This is a genomic window from Thiomicrospira sp. S5 (assembly GCF_003991075.1).
GTDB lineage: Bacteria > Pseudomonadota > Gammaproteobacteria > Thiomicrospirales > Thiomicrospiraceae > Hydrogenovibrio > Hydrogenovibrio thermophilus.
In genome coordinates, this window is sequence record NZ_CP014470.1 from 1,832,310 (window position 1) to 1,848,884 (window position 16,575).

Here is a 16,575-nt window from a genome sequence, read left to right on the forward strand (position 1 = left end):
GATGTCCGCGCGCTGTTTGATGGTTCAAGGTTGCACCTCCGATGCCGGCAAAAGCACGCTGGTCGCCGGATTGTGCCGCCTCTATGCCCGGCGCGGCCATCAAATCGCTCCGTTCAAGCCGCAGAATATGGCTTTGAACAGTGCCGTCACGGAAGACGGTGGCGAAATCGGCCGTGCCCAGGCATTGCAAGCCCAAGCGGCCGGTGCCCCCTTATCGGTACACATGAACCCGATATTGCTGAAACCCAACAGCGATACCGGCGCTCAAGTCATCCTGCAAGGGCAAGCCATCGGCCAGCTCAACGCGCAAGACTACCATCGCTACAAACCCCGGGCCGCCAACGCGGTTTGGGATTCCTTTCAAAAGTTGTCCGACCAATACGACACCCTATTTGTCGAAGGCGCCGGCAGCCCGGCCGAAGTCAATCTTCGGCAAGGCGATATCGCCAATATGGGCTTTGCCGAACAGGTCGATTGCCCGGTCATTCTCATCGCCGACATTGACAAAGGCGGTGTGTTCGCCCACATCGTCGGAACGCTGGCGTGTCTGACACCTTCTGAAAGGAAACGCATCCAAGGTTTTGTCATCAACCGCTTCCGCGGTGACATCGCCCTGTTACAGGACGGACTCGACTGGCTCGAAAAACGCACCCGAAAACCGGTGCTCGGCGTCCTGCCCTATCTGCACGACTTAAAACTCGATGCCGAAGACGCCATTGCTGTGGCCGATGTCACCGACACAAAAACCACCAGGCCTGGTGATATTCAAGATTCGGCCAATCACAGGTTCAACGTCATCTGCCCGCTCTTGCCGCACATCTCCAATCATACCGACATGGACCCACTGCAATGGCACCCGGACATCGACTTTCAATGGATCAAGCACAATGAAGCCATTCCCCCTGCCGACCTGATGATTCTGCCCGGCAGCAAAAACGTGGCGTTTGACCTGGCCTGGCTCAAACAACAAGGCTGGGAAAACGCCCTCAAACGCCACCTACGCTATGGCGGTAAAGTCATCGGCCTCTGCGGCGGATTGCAAATGTTGGGCTATAAAATTCACGACCCGGACCAACTGGAATCCACCCAAACGGAAATAAACGGTTTCGGCTGCTTCCAGTACGAAACCATCTTGAAACCGCGCAAACAGTTGAAACGCCATTCGGGTCATTTGAATTTCGGGTCCAAGGCCCCGATTTCCGGTTATGAAATCCATCAAGGAGAAACTGATTTCAGCGGTTACGCACCGGCCCTCAACTGGGAATACGGTCTAAGGGACGGCGCCCTTTCCAAAGACAACCAAATCCTCGCCACCTATTGCCACGGTTTATTCGACCACCCCGAAGGCCAAAAAAGCCTGTTAGAATGGGCAGGGTTACGCGACGCCGCCATTTTTCATCTGGACCAGCACCGGGAAACCCAACTGAACCGCCTGGCCGATACACTGGAACAGCATTTGGACATTGAAAAAATCGACAGTATCTTAGGACAGAAAGCATGACCCACTCAGCCACAACCGACAAGCGGAACCAATACCACAAAACTCGCATGGAACGTAAAAAAGCCCAAATCGACGCTTCCATTGCCCGCGCTCGGGACGAAAAAGGCGTGTTGCTCGTCATCACTGGCAACGGCAAAGGCAAATCCACCTCCGCTTTCGGTATGGTGGCCCGGGCGCTCGGCCACGGCTTGAATGTCGGCGTGTGCCAATTCATCAAAAGCCGTACCGACACCGGAGAAGAAGCTTTTTTCAGCGCCCACCCCAATTGCGAATGGCACGTGTTGGGCGACGGGTTCACTTGGGACACCCAAAACCGTGAACAGGACATCCGCACCTCCCAAAAAGGCTGGGAAGTCGCGATGGGCATGCTCACAAACCCACGTTACGACTTGGTGGTACTGGACGAACTCACCTACCTGCTCAGTTACGACTACCTCGATCAAGACACCGTACTGGATGCGCTTCTGGCCCGCCCGGAGAATCAACATCTGGTGGTCACCGGCCGGTCCGCACTGGCGGAACTGCGCGACATCGCCGACACCGTTTCCGAGATTCGCGATGAAAAACACGCTTATACCGCGGGTATCAAAGCGCAAAAAGGCGTCGACTACTGATGCTTTCGCGGCACACAAGCTGGATTCACCTGCTGTTCGGCCTTCTGATTTATGGTCAGGCCGGGTCTATTTGGGCGGCTGACGGTGCGCAACGCATCATCTCCTTGGCACCGCATCTGACAGAGCAAGTCTATAGCGCCGGAGCCGGTGACAAGCTGGTCGGCGTCATCGACTATTCCGATTACCCCGACGCCGCCAAAACACTCCCGTCAGTCGGAAACTTCGCCCACTTGAACATCGAGAAAATCGTCGCCCTCAAGCCAGACCTGATTCTGGCCTGGCAGTCCGGCAATCGCATGAAAGATTTAGACAAACTCAAACAACTGGGCCTGAACGTCTGGACAACCGATACTCACCGTCTGTCGGATATTCCCCGCCAAATCCGCGCCATTGGTCAACGCGCCGGAACCGAGTCGCAGGCAATCCCCGCCGCGCAAGCCTTGGAACAGACCCTGGCCACACTGAAATCACGCTATCAAAATGCGCCGGAAATTCGCGTTTTTTACCAAATTTGGGCCAAACCTTACATCACCATCAACCGTGATCAGTTTATCAGCCAAGGGATCGCACTTTGTCATGGCCGCAATGTGTTTGGAAACCTGCCCAGCCTGTCGGGCGAAGTGAGTTTGGAAAGTATTTTGAAAGCCGACCCGCAGGTGATTCTGCTGGGCGGTTACCCGGAAAAACAAACCTTCTGGCAGCAGGCCTGGCAAAAAATCCCCGGCCTGACCGCCGTTGAGAAACATCAAATTTACCCGATGGTCAGCGATTGGTTACAGCGCCCCACGGCGCGCTTCATCAACGCCTTGCCGGAGGTGTGCCAAACATTGGACAAGGCTCGGGTGGCCTATGGGCTGAAGAGTTATAACTAAGAGTCGACGTTAGGAATCGACTGACATTTGACTAAAAAAGAAATACAGCATGTAAGCGGCGTACATGACGACCATGACAATACTGAACAAAGTGATGGGACGAATGCCCTCGTCCTTGATTTCAATGCCCTGCGACGCCAGTTTTCGACGTCGGAAATGACGTTTCAGCATCCAGTAAACGAAATAAATCAACGCCAGCACCGTCAGAATATTCAGCAACTTCCCCATGCGTTAAGCCTCGAAAACCGCTGACGCCATTTTGGCACGCACCCGCACCAAATCCGCTTCAGTATCCACACCGATGCCGGCATCGCATTCCGCATCCAATACCAGAATGCGCTCGCCGTGCCACAGCACCCGAAGCTGCTCCAGTTTTTCCACCTGTTCCAAGTCACACTCCGGCCATTCCACATATCGTTTCACAAATCCGGCACGATACGCGTATAAACCGATGTGGCGTTTATAGGCCCAATTGTTGGGCAAGGTCTTGGACTCGGCGCCAAAGGTATCACGTGACCACGGCATGGGCGCACGCGTGAAATTCAACGCAAAATTCTGGCAATCGCGAATCACCTTCACCGCATGCGGGTCAAACACGGTTTCCACGTCCTCAATCGGTTCACAGAGCGTCGCCATCAAAGTATGCGGATGGCTTTCCAGCCCGGCCGCCACTTGATGAATCAACGCCGGTGGCAACATCGGTTCGTCGCCCTGAACATTGACGATAATCTCATTTTCCGACAAACCCAATTGTGTCACCACTTCGGCAATGCGTTCGGTGCCGGACTGATGTTGATCGGACGTTAGGCAGACTTCCGCTCCGAACCCTTCGCACACGGCTTGCACCTGTTCGCACTCGGTGGCGATAACCACGCGTTCGGCACCGGATTTCTTGGCCTGCATCCAGGTCCAGGCAATCATTGGACGACCATTGATTTCCATCAAAGGTTTTCCGGGCAAACGGGAGGATTCAAAACGGGCGGGAATAATGACAGTAAACGACATAGGTTGCGGCGAGTCTCTCAATAACAAAGCAAAGCGTTCAGCTTTGGATTAACGTTTCAATTTGATGTAGTGTTCTTTTTCTTCCGGGGTCAATTCGCGGGCTTCTTCTTCCAGCATAATCGGAATGCCGTCGCGAACCGGGTACGCCAGGTTGGCGGCGGTCGAAATCAACTCCTGCTTGTCCTTATCGAACTGCAGGTGAGTTTTGGTCACCGGGCAAACCAGTATGTCGAGTAATTTCGGATCCATAAAATCTCTTAGCCTCTTTTAAGCATGAACGGTCGGCTTGAATGGCGGCAGGTTTCAAATCGTGAAATCATAATGCCCCAGCCGTTGAAACAGACGATGCGTAAAGTCATCCGGGCATTTGGGGCGCAATTCGAGATACCACCAGTTCGCCTGTGCGAATGCCCGACATTTTACCGCATCTTTCTCGGTCATAAGCAAGGGTTTTGAACTTTCGAAGGCGGCAAAATCATCCGGTTGGAAAGCATGATGGTCATCAAAGCCCTGCGTGTCCGCCTGGATACCCAAGTCCGCCAGTGTACTGAAAAAACGCTCCGGCGATCCGATACCGGCCACGGCATTCACCCGGTCGCCTTTAAAGGCCTGCAACGGCAAGGTCATTTCCGGCTTCGCCACCAAGCGAAATTGATGCGGCACCAACTCCATCACCGTACTGGTATCGGCCTGAAGTTCGGCCGCATCGCCGCCGTTCCAGACCACATAATCCACCAAGCCCAATCGCTTTTTCGGCTCCCGTAACGGCCCCGCGGGCAAACACAAACCATTGCCGAGAAGACGTTGCGCGTCCATCAAGACAATTTCAATGTCACGCGCCATGGCGAAATGCTGTAAGCCATCGTCACTGATAATCACATCCAGTTCATGTTTCGATTCCAACAAGGCAATGGCTTCAGGACGGTTTGGCGACACCGCAATCGGACATTGCAACGAATGCGCCAGCAATACCGGCTCGTCGCCCACCATCGCCGGATCGGAATGCTCAGTGACCCACTGCGGCCAATGGCGCGATTGCCCGCCATACCCCCGGCTAACGATGCCGTAACGGATACCGTGGGCTTTCAACTCACGCCCCAACCATTGGATAAACGGCGTTTTACCGGTGCCCCCGACCACGATATTGCCGACCACAATCACCTGTGCCCGGCTGCGACGAATCGGCGGTTTGCGCACAAAACGCGACAAACGGTAAGCGGCCACGCCACACGTCAACTGGCTTAACGGCCACAACAGTGCCGTTTTCCAAGATCGTGTCGGGGGTTTCATCCAGAAATCCGGCCAGCTCATTGGGTATCCTTTCAGGTTATCGGTTTGCTTTCATCTGTGTTCGTTGACCCTAAGGCCATTTCCTTATCGCCCGGCTTTATCACGCGTTTCGGCAAACGCCTCGCACTCGTTGGCATACCAACGCGGACGTGCTTGCCGTGCGCTGTTCACAAAGCGCAAAGACGACGGGTGAATCCGTTCGGAATCGAGGGTTATTTTATACTGAATCGCGCCGCGACAGGCAGTATTTCGCCAGGTAATCCCCTGCGCCTCTAATCGCTTTAACACCGTTTCGGTTGGAAAATGAAACCGATTGGCAAAACCGCTGGAAAACACCACCTCCTGCGGTGACACTGCGTTTAACCAGGCCTGGGACGTCGACGTACGGCTGCCGTGGTGCCCAGCCACTAGCAAATCCGCCTGCAACTCATCCTCATAGGCCGCCACCAGCGGTTTTTCCATACGCTCGGTCAAATCCCCCGGCACCAAGACGGTTCCCGCACCATTGGTGACCCGAAGCACACAGGACGCATCGTTATCGTTTGTCGGCTGCGGCAAAGAATCGGCCGGCGCCAGAATGTCAAACCGCACACCGGAAAATGACCAGGCCTGGCCGTTTCGGCAAGGTTGAAACACCGCCTGTTCCAGTGTTTGATTCAACACCTCAGCCTGGCCGGACACCGCTTCTTTTACGGCCACATCTTGCAATAACGACGCCACGCCGCCGGCATGATCCGAATCGGAATGGCTGACAATCAACAGCTCCGCCGTCGAACGATTTTGCGATTTCAAATAGGGTAACAGCGCCAGTTTCGCGCCGTCCATTTTGTCACTCCAACGCGCGCCGGTATCATACACCACAGTGGCGGTTTCGGTTTCAAACACCAATGCCTGTCCTTGCCCGACGTCCAACACCGTCACCCGAAACTCGCCCGGTGCCAACACCGGTTTGAACGGATGCCACAGAAAAACCACCGTCATTCCCACTAAAAGCACACCGCCCAACCATTTGTGCCGCTGTTCGTCGTAAATTCGCACGCCGACCATCCAGAACAATACCGCGTATAACAACACGATTTGCCAGACCTGAAGCTGACCGACCACCCAAAACCCCAACCGATCGGAGATGAATTTCAGCCCCCACCATAATCCACTCCAAAGCTGGTCGTTCAACCACATCAGCCCATGCGCTGCGGTATCGGATACAAAGCTGACCAACACCGTCAAAAACAATAGCGGCAGCCCCAATAAACTCACAAACGGCACCGCCAGCAAATTGGCTAGAAAGCTGCCCAAAGCGATCTGGTGATAATACCCGCCCAATGCCGGCGCCAACCCGACGGTCAACCCCAGTTGAATCCACAGCAGTTTTTGCCAGCCTGGCGCCCGTTGCACCGTCGGCCAACGCAACACGGCAAAAATAATCGCCACTGCGGTGAAGGATAACCAGAACCCCTGGCTCAACACTGACGGCGGATGCCACAGCACAATCAAAAACGCCGCGAGTGCCAACGCCGACCAAGGCTGGAATTTTCGGCGAATCAACACGAACAACAGCACTGTCACCACCATCAACCAGGCGCGCTGCGTCGGAATCGAAAAACCGGCCATCGCCATATAGAGTGTGGCCGTCAGAATGCCGCCCCAACTGGCAAAGACGATTTTCGGCGTGTGCCACCACCATGCCCAATTCGCCCAACGAATTCCCCAACGCCAGATCCAACCGAACAAGGCAAATCCCAAACCGGCGATAATGGCGATATGTAAACCGGAAATCGCCATCAAATGGATGGTGCCGGTACGTTGCATTATGCGCCAATCTTCAGCCCCGATATCGCTTTTATCGCCGTCTATCAGCGCCTGAAACACCCCTTGAAACGGGGACTCGGCGAACAGCCGCTGCAGATGATCCGCCAGCTCATTGCGCAACCCGAAAACACCGGCCTCGGACAGTCGAACCGGCGCGACGCCTTTATCCAGCACATAGCCATAGCCTTGCACGCCTTTTTGGAATAGATAGGTTTCGTAATCGAAAGCCCCCGGATTCAGGCTGGCATGGCGTGGTTTTAACTTAATTTGAAAACGCCAGACCTCACCGCTTTTCGGCACGGCTTCGGCGTCATACCAACTCAACTGAACCGTCGGTTGCCAAAACGACCAGGCCTGGTCGAATTGGGAATCGTCCTCTGTCAGACGTTGCAACTCAAACAGGAACTTCACACGGGAAGCTTGCCCCTTTTCGGTCAGCACAGTCACCTGCGGCAGATCCACCACTTTTCCAACGACGGTAACCGGCTTAAAATAAATCGCGTTTGGTAACCTGTCTGTCAAAAAAGAATGTGAAAATACCCAGATATAGCCAAAAAGAAGGCCTATAATAATAGGGCTGATAACCGCTATAAGGACGTGATTGACCGGTTGTTTCAACCGAGCGAATCGAAAGATTGCCCAGCCAGACACCAATCCCGCAAATAGCCAGACAAGCGACCAGCCACTCGGAAAGGTCCCAAGCTGATAAAAGGCATAAACACAGCAGACAAAACCCAGTACGAAGTAACGAAACATATGCCGAAGAAGATATTTAAAAAATACGCGCCCAATCCTGACAAAATCAAAAACATGAAGGGACTCGGGTTTCTGGCGAAATGGATCGGAAATCCCAACCTATGGCACATTCACCGCCACAGCACCGCCAAGGCGTTTGCCAACGGTCTTTTCTGGATGTCGATTCCCATTCCGTCGCAAATGGTGACCTCTGCGATCACCGCCATCCTGATTCGTGCCAACCTGCCCTTGAGTGTCGCACTGGTTTGGATCAGTAACCCACTCACCATGCCACCGATTTTCTATTTCAACTACCTGGTCGGCACCTGGATACTCGGTACCGAAGCCGAAGCCTCTCTGCATTTTGAAATGAGCTGGGACTGGATTGTCACCACCTTAGACGAGCTCTGGCTACCGCTTTACCTCGGCAGCATCACCGTCGGCACCGTTCTCGCCGTCACCAGCTATTTCGGACTGCACTTATTCTGGAAAATTCATGTACGCCGTTCCTGGGAACGCCGCATGCAGCAACGCCGCGCCAAAGCGGCGCAAGAATCCTGAGGCGACCTTAGCCCGCCTAAGCCGATTCGGCTCCGCAACGGCCAACACCTCAATGATGGTGGTCGGAATCCTTCTCGTTCATTTTTTCCAATGATTTCATCACTCGGGCATTGATACTGCCTTCCGGGAAGGTGCCGTCTTCACGTTCCTCACCCACCGGCATATCGGCCAGCAAGCCCAGCGCATCGTCAATATGGCTCATGGCATACACATGGAAATCGCCCTTTTCCACCGCTCCGCGGACTTCGGCGTTCAGCATCAGGTGCTTGGTATTGGCTTCCGGAATGATGACGCCCTGCTGCCCAGTCAGACCACGGGCCTTACAGACTTTGAAAAAACCTTCGACCTTTTCGTTCACCCCGCCAATCGGTTGGATTTCACCGAACTGGTTGACCGAGCCGGTGACCGCGATGTCCTGGCGTAACGGTACTTGTGACAAAGACGAAATCAAGGCCAGCAATTCTGCCGAAGAAGCACTATCGCCCTCCACACCGTCATACGTCTGCTCCATCACGATGGACGCACTGAATCCGAGCGGCTTCAACTTCATATAACGACCACGCACATACCCGGACAGAATCAACATCCCTTTGGAATGAATCGGCCCCGCCATTTCGATTTCGCGCTCGATATCCACCACACCTTCATCGCCAGCGGAAGCCTGAGCGGTGATGCGCACCGGCTGTCCGAAAGACTGTCGCCCCACCGTCAACACGGTCAAACCGTTGACCATGCCGACATGATGGCCGGATACCTTAATCAACACTTGCTCTTCGATAATCGCACGATGGTAGTAATCTTCCATCAACCCGGTATGGAAATCCCGTTGCAGAATGGTGTCTTCGATAATTTCGCGGGTCACCTCGCCCTTATCATGGGCACGGGCAAACGCATTGGCTTCGGCCAGGACATCGCGCAAAATGGCTTTATTGGTGTACAGACGCCCTTGCGATTCCACCAAACGAGACGCGTATTCAATCAACCGCTCCAGCGCAGACGGACGCACCGGCAAATCTTCCCAGGCCTCGACCTCGGAAGCCAATTGTTTCGCCAGCACCAGTTCATGCTCCGGTGTGCGCTCCAACTCGACCTCGAATTCCACCTGCACCTTGAACAGACGATTGAATTGCGCATCGATTTCCTGCAACGCATAGAAATGCTGCGCCTGACCAATCAACACCAAGGTCACATCCAACGGATAATCCGGTAAATGGTACGGCACGACACTGCTGGAAGACGGAATTTCAAACGTCAATCGCTTACTCATCAAGGCCGCTTTCAGGTGCGACCAGATTTCCGGGTCTTTCAACACCGACTGCACGCTCAACATCAGAAAGCCGCCATTGGCTTTTTGCAATAACCCGGCCTGATGGTTCATCGCCAGAGTCAAGGTATCGGTCGCATTGGCGCTGGCCGAATTGATGGTGTAACCGAACAGTTTCGGCATGGTCGCATTCTGCTCGTAAATCACCGGCGCGTGTTTTAAACCGGAATGATCGATCAGCAGGTTCACCTCGAACACCGACATGCCGGACTGCTCCGCCAGCAATTCTTCCATCGAGGTCTGCGCCGCGCTGGTGACCTGCTCGGCGGACTGGTCCCAGAACAAATGCAGCTTGGAAACAATCGCTTCTTTCAACGAATCCAGATAGTCTTTGATTTTCGGGTTTTCACCGAATTCCATTTTCAAGGAATCGACCAAAGGTTCCAAATGTTCATTGGCCACCTGAGTATTCAGTTTTTTGCCGGCGTCCATGAATTCATGTTGCAGGAATGGGAAATGGGTCAACCCTTTATTCAAGGCCTCTTCCACCTGATCCAAACCGTCCATGAAATAACGTTGCAACGGTTCGTCGAGTTTTTTCAAGTCCGCCATCCGCAAACGTTCGCCTTCCACCACCGCGAATAGAACAAAGTTATTTTCGTTCTGCTGCACTTCGATGTTCAAGGACTCCGCCAAATCCAGCGCCGGCTCCAAGGCACTTTCCTGTTTTTGGGCCAACTCGTTTTCCAACTGCTGGTTTTTTAACTGATAGGCATGACCGTCAAACACCACCGGCAACTGGGTTTTCAGCTGGGTAATCAGCTCTTCCACCGCCTGTTTGAAACCGTGCCCATGTCCGGCCTGGAAATACAGGTACTGGGTTTTATTGGCTTCGCTGAAATCCGACACCAAAACAACGTCCTGCGGAATGTCCTTTCGCTTGGCCGCTTCGCGCAACATCGATTTGGTCATGCCGATGCGCCCGACCCCCGGTTCGCCCATAATGAAGATATGGTTCTGATTGCGCTTCAAATGCAACCCAAAGTTCAGCGACTGAAATGCACGCGGATGAAAGCGTTGCATGAATTCCTTGGTATCGGATTCGCTGACGTGAAATTCTTCGGAATTGATTTGAGTAAAACGGTACAGCTCAGGTGCAGATAATTTACGCATAGATGTGAGTTATATTATGGGTCCCACCGCATGAAACGGCTTTCCGTAGGTTGATATAAACAAGCGGGCGTTTCAGACGAAACGCCCGCTTGAAAGGCCGAGATTCTTTCTATAAACGTTATTATAGAAGATACGCCCGAGTTTTTTGAAAAAGCCGCCGTCTTTCTGCAAGACAATGCATTTCAAGACGGCTGATGGCCTCGTTAAAACTCTTCTCGTGGTGGATTGGCGTGGATTTTATGAATCGACAAATCCGCGCCTTGATACTGGTCTTCATCGCTCATGCGCAACGTCATCAACTTATTGACCAGCCAATACACGATGAAACCGCCAATCAAAGCCACACCCACACCAGCCAAGGTGCCGAGAATTTGCGACATCATGGCCACACCGCCCAGGCCGCCCAAGGCAGTGCTGCCGAAAATACCCACCGCAATCGCGCCCCAAACGCCGCACAAACCGTGCAACGGCCAAACCCCCAACACATCGTCCACTTTCAGGGTTTTCTGTGTCCAGGTAAAGGCTTTTACAAACAAAGCCCCGGCCACCAAACCGATGACCAACGCGCCCAACGGGCTGACCACGTCAGAACCGGCGCAGATGGCGACCAAACCGGCCAAAGGTCCGTTATGAATAAAGCCCGGGTCTTTATCGCCCATAACCGTCGCCGCCAGGATACCGCCGACCATCGCCATCAGAGAGTTCATCGCCACCAAGCCCTGAATGCCTTCGACGGCTTGCGCCGACATCACATTAAAGCCGAACCAGCCGACCGACAGAATCCAGGCGCCCAACGCCAAAAACGGAATACTGGAGGGCGGATAAACGTGTTGCATTTTGCCTTGGGCGTTGTATCGGTTATGACGGGCACCGAGAATCAAAATCGCCGCCAGGGCAATCCAGCCGCCCACCGCATGAACGACAATGGAACCGGCAAAATCATGGAAAGGCGCGCCATAGGACGATTCCAACCAGGCCTGGAAGCCGAAGTTACCGTTCCAGGCCATGCCTTCAAACAACGGATAAATGAACGCCACCGTCAAAAAGGTCGCCAACAGGACCGGATAGAAACGGGCGCGCTCGGCAATCCCGCCTGAGACGATGGCCGGAATCGCCGCCGCAAACGTCATCAGAAAGAAGAATTTTACCAACTCGTAACCGGATTTGTCGGTCATCGCCTGAGTCAATTGACCGTCCAGGTTAAAGCCCAGAAACACGCCGTAAGCGACTCCGTAGCCGATGAAAAAATACGCCACGGTCGATACGCCCAAATCGGTCATGATTTTCACCAGCGCGTTTACCTGATTCTTATGTTGAACCGTTCCCACTTCCAAAAAGGCAAACCCGGCGTGCATGAACAGCACCAGAATCGCCCCCAGCAAAATGAACAGCACATCCAAACTTGTGGTCAATTGTTCCATTTCTTTCGTCCCTGTTGATATGTTTTTCTTATATGTATTTTCTTATATGTAAAAATCGTTATAAATTTTGGGCGTATTTTACCAAAACTTCTGTGACAGGAAAAAGAAACCCTTTATGACCTCATCACCTCTGACTTTATGACCGCTATTCTTCGGCCGTTTCACAAACCACAGTGCGGTATCATAGACATATGACTCACACCTTAATGCCCAATGACCATAAAAACGACAGTCCCATGACGGCTTTAGAGCATCCACTTTTTGCCGACTTCGGCATCGACGTGTGGATGAAACGCGACGATCTCAACCACCCGGCCATCCAAGGCAACAAGTGGCATAAACTGAAACATAATCTGGAAGCCGCCAAAGCAGCCGGAAAATCGACTTTATTGACCTTTGGCGGTGCCTATTCCAATCACATCGCCGCCACGGCGGCGGCCGGACAGACCTTCGGGTTCCAAACCATCGGTTACATTCGCGGCGATGAATTAGCCGGCCGACCGGAGCGTTGGAGCCAAACCCTCCACACTGCACAACAAAACGGCATGCAGCTGCACTTTTTGTCCCGCTCGGATTACCGGCTAAAAACCCAATCGGATTTTCTGGACACACTGTCCGCCAAGCACCCAGAGGCTTATATTCTGCCTGAAGGCGGCACCAACCAAGCCGCCGTACAGGGCTTTCAAACGCTCAGCCAGACGATTGAATCCCAATGCCCGAGTTGGACACACCTTTTCACCGCTGTCGGCACCGGTGGCACCCTGGCAGGCCTGGTGAAATTTGCCACGCCGAATCCTCAACGCCATATTTTAGGCGTCGCCAGTTTGAAACAAGCCGACTACCTGATTCCAAGCATCGAAGCCTTCAGCGGAGTCTCTCATAATGCCGCCGGTTCGCCTAGCTGGCACTTACTGACCGACTATTGCGGCCCGGGATACGGCCAAACCGCTCCCGACATCAAGGAAGCCCGGTACTGGTTTGAAACCCAGTTTCACATTCCATTGGACCCGGTGTACACCAACAAAATGGTGTACGGTTTTCTGCAAGAACTGCACTCCGGCCAAATCCCGCGCGGCTCGAAAGTGGTGCTGTACCATTCCGGCGGTTTGCAAGGCAACCCGAAAACGTAAAAAGCCCGGCAAGGCCGGGCTTTCTTATTATTATCCGCCAACATCGTCATCGGCGTTCCTTCTAGCGTCAATCAATCGTTGAAGACGGGAACCTTAATTGTTTTGCATGGATTCCTTGGCTTCGTCAACTTTATCCTCGGCGGCATCCGCCGCGTCACCGGCCGCGTCCTTCAAATTGGACACAGCATCACCGGCCGACTCTTTTGCATCTTGCAAGCTTTCTTTCATGTCTTCTTGTGGGTCGTCACTGCACCCCACCAAAGTCATTGAACCGAACGCCATGGCCAAGATCATTGCAAAAGAAGTCAGTTTAGATTGATTCAAACGCATAAATTCTCCTTTTGGTTTTATGCCAAAGTTTTAAATAGGTAAATTCGTCCGAAAGGCTTCAAAACACCCTTCGCAAAACGACTTTACTGGTCGCGAGTATAACAAAAAAATGGTCGGAAAAATATTGAAGAAAGGCTGACATTGTCGTCTTGAAAACGCCGTGTGGCGATTGAAGGTGCGAGTTCAGGTGAACACACCTGAACTCATGACTGAAAGGATTGAATGCGGCGTTCTTAAAACGTCGTGATGTATTCCGATACGGTGACGATTTCGTCATCCGTCAGCTGCTGTGCATTCGGAATCATCATCGCACTCATGGCGCCCTTCTGCTTGCCGGCCTTATAGTCCATCAAACTGGCGACCAAAGCGTCTTTCGACTGCCCCGCCAATTGCGGGCCAACACCACCTTCACCGGAACCGCCATGACACCCGGCGCAAGTCGCATACAATTCGGCACCGGCCGGACCGCTTTGAGCCGCTTCGGTCACCGCTTCTTCGCTCGGCGTCTCTTCCACCGTGGTTTCAATCACTGTGGTCGCTTCGTCCGCCGGAGCCGCAGCCTGCTCCGCCTCCTGTTGGGCGGCGGCCGCTTCTTCGGATAATGGTTCCTTATCCGGCTGCGCATCCATCAATTGCTTGTCTTTGACATCCATCGTCGATGGCTGATTGGCCGCAGGCGGTTTGATGTCCGAGCCGGTTTCACTGCCAATCACCGGTTGATCGGTGGAGGTGGCTTCTTCGAGTTGCTTGGCGTCGTCACTGCAAGCGGTCAAGCCCAAGGCGAGCAAACAAGCCAGAGACACGGCGCCTAGAGAGGAAGAGTTAAACATAAGTCGATTCCTTAATCACTATGAAACAGAAATGACGAGCCAACACCGTTGCACTTTACTCGCCGCCGAAAATCATTCAAAACCGCTCTCTCGAGAGAAAAAAGCGTTCTGTGTTTATCTTAATGAAAATCCACCAGGCCTGGGGATTTTTTATGGTCATCTTCAAGATGGATTCAGGTTTCGGTCAAGACACCCATTGCTCAAGCCGGATGCAAGCAAGGCGCATCAGCCCTGTGATGCCACTAGGCCGCCACTTGATTCCGACCGTTCGCCTTGGCTTCATACAATTTTTGGTCAGCCGCATTGAATAAACCGAAGAAATCGTCTTCCTGCGACGGAATACGGCACGCCACACCGGCGCTGATGGTTACATACGGCTTCACTTGGGACTGCTCGTGCGGCAAACCCTTGGCTTCGACCTGCTGCAACACCGTCTGTGCCAAATGGACCGCATCCTTCAATTCGGTATTGGTCAACACCACCACAAACTCCTCGCCTCCGACGCGGGAAACGATGTCGGTGCGACGATGCACACAGGCTTTCAACACCTCAGCCACTTCCACCAGACAATCGTCCCCCGCCAAATGGCCGTAAGTATCGTTATAGGCTTTAAAGTAATCAATATCGAACAAAATCACCGACACTGGCGTCTGATCATCATAGGCTTGGGTGTACGCTTTTTGGGAAAAGGCGTCGTATTTGCGGCGATTGAACAAACCAGTCAGGGAATCGGTTTCCATCAACGTCCGCATCCGTTGCTCCATACCCTGATTCAGGCTGATGAGAAAGTAGGTCAACATACCGATCATCAGGTAAATGATCACCTGATTGATGGTGTAATTCACTTGAACCAATTCCATCGGCATGGGTGTAATCGGCGGAAAGTGATTGTGAAAATAATTCACGCCCAAGTAAATACAGAACACCGTGATATTCAGCATCATCGAGAAACGGTTCAGTCCGAGGAACAGGAAAATCGCAATGGGCGCCACCAGGAAAAATAGCGAATCGCCCCCTGCCTGCTGGAACAGCAGCCCCATCAAGGTAATGGTTATCAAGCCGGAAAACACAATCAGCAACTTGGCAGCCCAGTAACGGTGCCGGGCATTGAAATAGAACACCCCGAAAGCCATGATAAATTGAAAGAACGGCACCAGTCCTTGCCATAACGGCGCATGCAACTCCGGACGGCACACCAACACATACAGGTAAAACAACGGGCCGACAATGGCGGGGACCATAATGGCCGTGGCCGTCACATTCACAAAACGCAGCATGCGCAGCTCTTGATACCCCATATCGTCATGGGCACCGATGTCGAACACACGCGTCAATTTGGACAAAAAGGACATGATGAAATTACTAAACCTGACTGAATGGAAGGGCGACCGAGCCGCTTCGGAAAACGGGCGCGTTGAATAAAGTGACAGCATTGTCACGTTTAAAACCCATTTTACTCCAGTCCGGTTGATTTGAGAAAGTGAAAAACCGTGAAGTCACAAAAATTTGATTTGAGTCAGCTTTGATGTCGGTCAGCTTAAGACAACCTCAAAACGTCAAGTCAAAACGGCTGAGACGATGCCAACCGGAACACAAAATGCAGGCTGTTGCTCTCAAAGCCTTCCCGAGCATAAAAGCGATGCGCGTCTTCACGTTGTCGCCCCGAATCCAAATGCAGTTGCTCGCAGCCATTTTCAACGGCATGCATTTTCAACCAATCCATCAAACGCTTTCCGGCGCCTTTCGAACGGTGTGTTTCCTCCGTCACCAGGTCATCCACATACAACGCCTTGCCCCACGCCAATTTACGCACAAACACAAAACCGGCCAGCGCTCGAATGTCGCCATCCTGTTCTTCACATACCAATTGATAGCCTTCACTTTGCTGCTGTTGCATTCGTGCGATGATTTCCGCGACCGTCAGCGCCGGGCGCAATTGTTGCATCACGGTCGCGACGGCAGTCAGGTCGTCACCGGGTTTCATTAAACGAATCGACATGGCAAATTCCTCCGAACCAAAACAGAGTCCCGCTTTAATCC

16 protein-coding genes are annotated in these 16,575 nt (G+C 53.0%); 5 read left to right on the plus strand and 11 right to left on the minus strand.

The features are described 5' to 3' along the window. Window position 1 precedes the first annotated feature (1 nt). The 3 genes from AYJ59_RS08460 to AYJ59_RS08470 are packed head-to-tail and all read left to right on the plus strand — an operon-like array spanning window position 2 to window position 2,987. Window positions 2–1,501 carry a cobyric acid synthase gene (locus AYJ59_RS08460; RefSeq protein WP_127119857.1) on the plus strand — a complete coding sequence of 500 codons (1,500 nt, stop codon included), beginning with the start codon at window positions 2–4 and terminating at the stop codon, window positions 1,499–1,501. Next, window positions 1,498–2,115, plus strand: a complete 618-nt coding sequence (gene cobO / locus AYJ59_RS08465) for a cob(I)yrinic acid a,c-diamide adenosyltransferase (protein WP_127119858.1) — start codon at window positions 1,498–1,500, stop codon at window positions 2,113–2,115. Before AYJ59_RS08460 ends, cobO begins: the two co-directional genes overlap by 4 nt. Then, the gene (locus tag AYJ59_RS08470; RefSeq protein ID WP_127119859.1) at window positions 2,115–2,987 is read left to right on the plus strand and encodes a cobalamin-binding protein; all 873 of its coding nucleotides are present in this window, start codon (window positions 2,115–2,117) and stop codon (window positions 2,985–2,987) included. The genes cobO and AYJ59_RS08470 overlap by 1 nt, the downstream gene beginning before the upstream one ends. 9 nt (window positions 2,988–2,996) lie before the next feature. On the opposite strand, the gene AYJ59_RS08475 is transcribed toward AYJ59_RS08470, so the two are convergent. From AYJ59_RS08475 to AYJ59_RS08495, 5 genes are all read right to left on the minus strand, one after another. Beyond that, on the minus strand, window positions 2,997–3,215 hold the full coding sequence (locus AYJ59_RS08475; RefSeq protein ID WP_127119860.1) for a hypothetical protein: 219 nt from the start codon (window positions 3,213–3,215) through the stop codon (window positions 2,997–2,999). A 3-nt stretch (window positions 3,216–3,218) separates the two neighbouring features. After that, a complete protein-coding gene (gene kdsB, locus AYJ59_RS08480; protein WP_127119861.1) occupies window positions 3,219–3,992 on the minus strand; it encodes a 3-deoxy-manno-octulosonate cytidylyltransferase in 774 nt (257 codons plus the stop codon). Window positions 3,993–4,040: 48 nt separating this feature from the next. Continuing rightward, window positions 4,041–4,241, minus strand: a complete 201-nt coding sequence (locus AYJ59_RS08485; protein WP_029937813.1) for a Trm112 family protein — start codon at window positions 4,239–4,241, stop codon at window positions 4,041–4,043. A gap of 54 nt (window positions 4,242–4,295) precedes the next feature. Beyond that, entirely contained in the window at window positions 4,296–5,303 is a 1,008-nt protein-coding gene (lpxK, locus tag AYJ59_RS08490; protein WP_127119862.1) for a tetraacyldisaccharide 4'-kinase, read from the minus strand. A 63-nt stretch (window positions 5,304–5,366) separates the two neighbouring features. Next, on the minus strand, window positions 5,367–7,847 hold the full coding sequence (locus AYJ59_RS08495) for a DNA internalization-related competence protein ComEC/Rec2 (protein WP_127119863.1): 2,481 nt from the start codon (window positions 7,845–7,847) through the stop codon (window positions 5,367–5,369). Between AYJ59_RS08495 and AYJ59_RS08500 the strand changes: the two genes are divergently transcribed. After that, window positions 7,848–8,387, plus strand: coding sequence for a DUF2062 domain-containing protein (locus tag AYJ59_RS08500; RefSeq protein WP_029937810.1), 540 nt, complete (start codon window positions 7,848–7,850; stop codon window positions 8,385–8,387). A 49-nt stretch (window positions 8,388–8,436) separates the two neighbouring features. On the opposite strand, the gene AYJ59_RS08505 is transcribed toward AYJ59_RS08500, so the two are convergent. After that, window positions 8,437–10,824, minus strand: a complete 2,388-nt coding sequence (locus tag AYJ59_RS08505; RefSeq protein WP_029937809.1) for a Lon protease family protein — start codon at window positions 10,822–10,824, stop codon at window positions 8,437–8,439. A 203-nt stretch (window positions 10,825–11,027) separates the two neighbouring features. Further along, window positions 11,028–12,245, minus strand: a complete 1,218-nt coding sequence (locus tag AYJ59_RS08510) for an ammonium transporter (protein ID WP_127119864.1) — start codon at window positions 12,243–12,245, stop codon at window positions 11,028–11,030. A 191-nt stretch (window positions 12,246–12,436) separates the two neighbouring features. Here AYJ59_RS08510 and AYJ59_RS08515 point away from each other — a divergent pair, with 191 nt between their 5' ends. Continuing rightward, entirely contained in the window at window positions 12,437–13,375 is a 939-nt protein-coding gene (locus AYJ59_RS08515) for a 1-aminocyclopropane-1-carboxylate deaminase/D-cysteine desulfhydrase (RefSeq protein ID WP_237260308.1), read from the plus strand. Window positions 13,376–13,468: 93 nt separating this feature from the next. Here the strand turns inward: AYJ59_RS08515 and AYJ59_RS08520 are convergent, their stop codons facing one another. The 4 genes from AYJ59_RS08520 to AYJ59_RS08535 form a co-directional block, all read right to left on the minus strand. Beyond that, window positions 13,469–13,705 carry a hypothetical protein gene (locus tag AYJ59_RS08520; protein ID WP_029937806.1) on the minus strand — a complete coding sequence of 79 codons (237 nt, stop codon included), beginning with the start codon at window positions 13,703–13,705 and terminating at the stop codon, window positions 13,469–13,471. Between the two features lie 233 nt (window positions 13,706–13,938). Further along, on the minus strand, window positions 13,939–14,535 hold the full coding sequence (locus AYJ59_RS08525; protein ID WP_051673335.1) for a c-type cytochrome: 597 nt from the start codon (window positions 14,533–14,535) through the stop codon (window positions 13,939–13,941). A 242-nt stretch (window positions 14,536–14,777) separates the two neighbouring features. Continuing rightward, on the minus strand, window positions 14,778–15,887 hold the full coding sequence (locus AYJ59_RS08530; RefSeq protein WP_164730756.1) for a GGDEF domain-containing protein: 1,110 nt from the start codon (window positions 15,885–15,887) through the stop codon (window positions 14,778–14,780). A 209-nt stretch (window positions 15,888–16,096) separates the two neighbouring features. Continuing rightward, window positions 16,097–16,534 carry a GNAT family N-acetyltransferase gene (locus AYJ59_RS08535; RefSeq protein WP_127119866.1) on the minus strand — a complete coding sequence of 146 codons (438 nt, stop codon included), beginning with the start codon at window positions 16,532–16,534 and terminating at the stop codon, window positions 16,097–16,099. Window positions 16,535–16,575 lie beyond the last annotated feature (41 nt).

Bases quoted from the DNA above. Each gene is read 5' to 3' on its own strand.
- AYJ59_RS08505 (WP_029937809.1), bottom strand. From the start codon at position 10,824: ATGCGTAAATTATCTGCACCTGAGCTGTACCGTTTTACTCAAATCAAT.
- AYJ59_RS08470 (WP_127119859.1), top strand. From the start codon at position 2,115: ATGCTTTCGCGGCACACAAGCTGGATTCACCTGCTGTTCGGCCTTCTG.
- AYJ59_RS08460 (WP_127119857.1), top strand. From the start codon at position 2: ATGTCCGCGCGCTGTTTGATGGTTCAAGGTTGCACCTCCGATGCCGGC.
- AYJ59_RS08530 (WP_164730756.1), bottom strand. From the start codon at position 15,887: ATGTCCTTTTTGTCCAAATTGACGCGTGTGTTCGACATCGGTGCCCAT.
- AYJ59_RS08485 (WP_029937813.1), bottom strand. From the start codon at position 4,241: ATGGATCCGAAATTACTCGACATACTGGTTTGCCCGGTGACCAAAACT.
- AYJ59_RS08510 (WP_127119864.1), bottom strand. From the start codon at position 12,245: ATGGAACAATTGACCACAAGTTTGGATGTGCTGTTCATTTTGCTGGGG.
- AYJ59_RS08525 (WP_051673335.1), bottom strand. From the start codon at position 14,535: ATGTTTAACTCTTCCTCTCTAGGCGCCGTGTCTCTGGCTTGTTTGCTC.
- cobO (WP_127119858.1), top strand. From the start codon at position 1,498: ATGACCCACTCAGCCACAACCGACAAGCGGAACCAATACCACAAAACT.
- lpxK (WP_127119862.1), bottom strand. From the start codon at position 5,303: ATGAGCTGGCCGGATTTCTGGATGAAACCCCCGACACGATCTTGGAAA.
- AYJ59_RS08520 (WP_029937806.1), bottom strand. From the start codon at position 13,705: ATGCGTTTGAATCAATCTAAACTGACTTCTTTTGCAATGATCTTGGCC.
- AYJ59_RS08495 (WP_127119863.1), bottom strand. From the start codon at position 7,847: ATGTTTCGTTACTTCGTACTGGGTTTTGTCTGCTGTGTTTATGCCTTT.
- kdsB (WP_127119861.1), bottom strand. From the start codon at position 3,992: ATGTCGTTTACTGTCATTATTCCCGCCCGTTTTGAATCCTCCCGTTTG.
- AYJ59_RS08535 (WP_127119866.1), bottom strand. From the start codon at position 16,534: ATGTCGATTCGTTTAATGAAACCCGGTGACGACCTGACTGCCGTCGCG.
- AYJ59_RS08475 (WP_127119860.1), bottom strand. From the start codon at position 3,215: ATGGGGAAGTTGCTGAATATTCTGACGGTGCTGGCGTTGATTTATTTC.
- AYJ59_RS08500 (WP_029937810.1), top strand. From the start codon at position 7,848: ATGCCGAAGAAGATATTTAAAAAATACGCGCCCAATCCTGACAAAATC.
- AYJ59_RS08515 (WP_237260308.1), top strand. From the start codon at position 12,437: ATGACTCACACCTTAATGCCCAATGACCATAAAAACGACAGTCCCATG.